At 66.9% G+C, this 3,214-nt stretch carries 2 protein-coding genes; both read left to right on the top strand.

Annotated elements, in window-relative coordinates; all coding sequences use genetic code 11:
- Positions 1–11: 11 nt before the first annotated feature.
- Complete coding sequence (gene acdA, locus AAC126_RS22050) at positions 12–1,235, top strand: 3-sulfinopropanoyl-CoA desulfinase (RefSeq protein ID WP_339857581.1); 1,224 nt, start codon at positions 12–14, stop codon at positions 1,233–1,235.
- Between the two features lie 21 nt (positions 1,236–1,256).
- Positions 1,257–2,867 carry a thiamine pyrophosphate-binding protein gene (locus AAC126_RS22045; protein ID WP_339857578.1) on the top strand — a complete coding sequence of 537 codons (1,611 nt, stop codon included), beginning with the start codon at positions 1,257–1,259 and terminating at the stop codon, positions 2,865–2,867.
- Positions 2,868–3,214: the final 347 nt, after the last annotated feature.

Raw genomic sequence — 3,214 nt, 5'->3', positions numbered from 1 at the left:
TGTTTTTCGACCTGACCCCGGAGCAGAAAGACCTGCAGGCCCGCGCCCGCGCCCTTGCGGCGGATGTGATCGCCCCGCGCGCCGCCGAGGTGGACCGCAGCGAGCAGTACCCCTGGGACAATGTTCAGGCGCTGACAGACGCCGGCTTCATGGGCATGACCGTGCCGAAGGAATATGGCGGGCCGGGCCGTTCCTATCTCGATACCGTGCTGGTGATCGAGGAAATGGCAGCGGCCTGCGGCGTCACCGGCCGGATCACGGTCGAGGGCAATATGGGCGCGATCTCCGCCATCATGACCTATGGCACAGAGGAGCAGAAGAAGCTTGGCGCCGAGCATGTACTGTCCGGCGACAAGCTGGCCATCTGCATCACCGAGCCGGATGCCGGCAGCGCCGCGACGCTGATGACCACCCGGGCCGACAAGCGCGGCGATACCTATGTGCTGAACGGCAAGAAGCACTGGATCACCGGCGGCGGGGTTTCCCGCCTGCACCTGATCTTCGCCCGCGTCTTCGACGAGGACGGCACCGAGCTCGGCATCGGCGGCTTTCTGGCCGACAAAGACAAGTCCAGCGGCCTTGTGATCGGCACCCGCGAGCCGACCATGGGCCTGCGCGGCATTCCGGAAACCGAAATCATCTTCAACGACCTGGAAATCCCGGCCTCCATGGCCCTGCTGCCGCCAAGCGGCTTCAAGCGCGGTTTCGCCGACCTGATGAGTGCCTATAACGCCCAGCGCGTCGGCGCCGGAACCGTGGGCATGGGCATCGCCGCCGGTGCCTACCGCCACGCCCTCGCCTTCGCCGGCGAACGCGAGCAGTTCGGCCGCCCGATCGCCGAATTCCAGGGCCTGCAATGGATGCTGGCGGACATGTCCGTGCAGCTCGAGGCGGCCCGTTCCCTGATCTACCGGGCGGCAGCCAGCGCCGAAGGCCCGAGCGCTCCGTTCCCGGACGCCACGCTGGCGGCCCAGGCCAAGATCATGGCGTCCGAAATGGCCATCAAGGTGACCACGGACGCCCTGCAGGTGTTCGGCGCGCGCGGCTATTCCCGGAACTATCCGATGGAACGGATGCAGCGGGACGCGCGCATGTTCACGATCGGCGGAGGCACCGCACAGATCTTGCGCACCGTCGTGGCCTCCCGCATCCTCGAGCGGAAACTGCCGCAGACCCGCGACGGCCACCAGCGCCTCGCGGAAAAAGAAATCGCCGCGCGCCTCGCCGCCGAATAGGCCTTTTAGACAGGAAACCCCATGCGTATAGCCGATGTGATTGCCCGCCGCCTGTACGAGGCGGGGGTCCGCTATGCCTTTGGCGTACCGGGGGGCGAGGTGCTGACTCTCGTGGACGCTCTGGAGAAGGCCGGGATCAGGTTCCTGTTGGCCAAGCATGAGAATGCCGCCGGCTTCATGGCGGAAGGCGTCTGGCACATGACCGGCGCGCCGGGCGTTCTCGTTTGCACCGTCGGCCCCGGCGCCGCCAACGCTGTCAACGTCACCGCCAATGCGGAGCAGGACCGGGTGCCGCTGATCGTGCTGACCGGCTGCGTCGATGCGGGTGAGGCCGTTACCTACAACCACCAGGTTTTCGACCACACGGCGGTTTTCGGCCCGGTCACCAAAGCCAGCGTCACCATGCCGGAAAAGAATGCGGACGCGCTGATCGACAAGCTGGTGCGCCTCGCCATGGCGGACCGGCCGGGCCCGGTGCATATCGATCTGCCCATCGCCGTCGCGGCGAAAGAGATCGCGGATGCCAAACCGGTAAGACGCCCCGCGCCGCAGCCCTCCGCCCCCGCGCCGGGAGACGCGCTCGACGCCGCCCGCGCCGCGCTGGCAAAGGCCGAACGGCCGCTGATCATCGCCGGGCTCGACGTGGTCAATCAGAACGCTGCCGAAACGCTGGCCGGTTTCGCCCGGAAATTCGGCGCGCCGGTGATCGCCAGCTACAAGGCGAAAGGGGTGCTGGCGGAAGACGATCCCCTCGCCCTCGGCGGTGCCGGGCTGTCGCCGCTGGCGGACACGCACCTGAAGCCGGTGATCGAGGCGGCGGATTTCATCCTGCTCGCGGGGTACGACCCGATCGAAATGCGTCCTGGCTGGCAGAACCTCTGGGACCCGGCGGAGAAGACGGTCGTCGAGCTGCTGGCCGCGCCCGAATATTCCTACATGCATGACGCCACGATGACCTTCCACGCCCATGTCGGCGAAAGCCTGGAGGCGCTCGGCGACGGGGTGGAGCCGAGCGCCACCTGGTGGGACGGCCCCCTGATCGCCGACACCCGCTCCGCGCTCGCAGGCGCCTTCGGTCAGAACGAGGCCTGGGGCCCCGCCGCAATCACCACCACTGTCCGCGCCAACACCCCGCGCGACGCGGTGCTGACCGTCGATAGCGGCGCCCACCGCATCCTCGCCAGCCAGGTCTGGGAAGCACAGGTGCCGCACGCGGTCCTGCAATCCACCGGCCTCTGCACCATGGGCTGCGCCCTGCCGCTCGCCACCGGCGCCAAACTCGCCGCCCCCGACCGGGCAGTCGTGGCCTTCACCGGTGACGGCGGGCTGGAGATGGTGCTGGGCGAGCTGGTCACGCTGCGCGACCTGAAGCTGCCGGTGATCGTCGTCGTCTTCGTCGACGCCTCGCTGGCGCTGATCGAGAAAAAGCAGCGGGAGATGAGCTACGGCAATGCCGGGGTGGATATGCAGGAGACGGATTTCGTCGCCATCGCCGAAGCGCTCGGCGGCAGGGGCGTCTGGTGCGAAGACCGGAATACGCTGGCCGAGGCGGTGAAGACGGGGTTGACGGCGGAGACATTCACCCTCTGCGCCTGCCGCATCGACCGCCAGAGTTATGACGGGCGGATTTAACCGCCCACTCTCCACCGTTTTTCCCGGCCACCGAGCCGGGACCTGTCAGATCATAGAACGGAGTCCGTCCGCACAAGGTCCCGGATCAGGTCCGGGAAAGAGCGGTGTGTGGGAATGGGAGCCAGTCCGCCCCCTAATACGTCATCCCCACGCACGTGGGGACCCAGGGGAACATAAGCACCGCCCTATGATCTCTGGGTCCCCGCTTTCGCGGGAATGACGGCTATTTATCGTTGGGAGAATAAGGGTCGAAGAAAGAGGAAGAGCGAGACCTCAGCCCCTCACCCGCATTTCGAATAGCCGCAGCTTGTGCACAGGTCGCAGCCTTCCTGTTTCATCAGGGAGAC

This window comes from uncultured Nisaea sp. (genome assembly GCF_963974195.1).
Lineage (GTDB): Bacteria > Pseudomonadota > Alphaproteobacteria > Thalassobaculales > Thalassobaculaceae > Nisaea.
The sequence above is the reverse complement of the archived record's forward strand: the minus strand, read 5'-3'. Positions and strand labels throughout refer to the sequence as shown.

What these genes read in the sequence shown, in the direction of transcription:
- AAC126_RS22045 (WP_339857578.1), top strand. Translation starts at nt 1,257, where the DNA reads ATGCGTATAGCCGATGTGATTGCCCGCCGCCTGTACGAGGCGGGGGTC.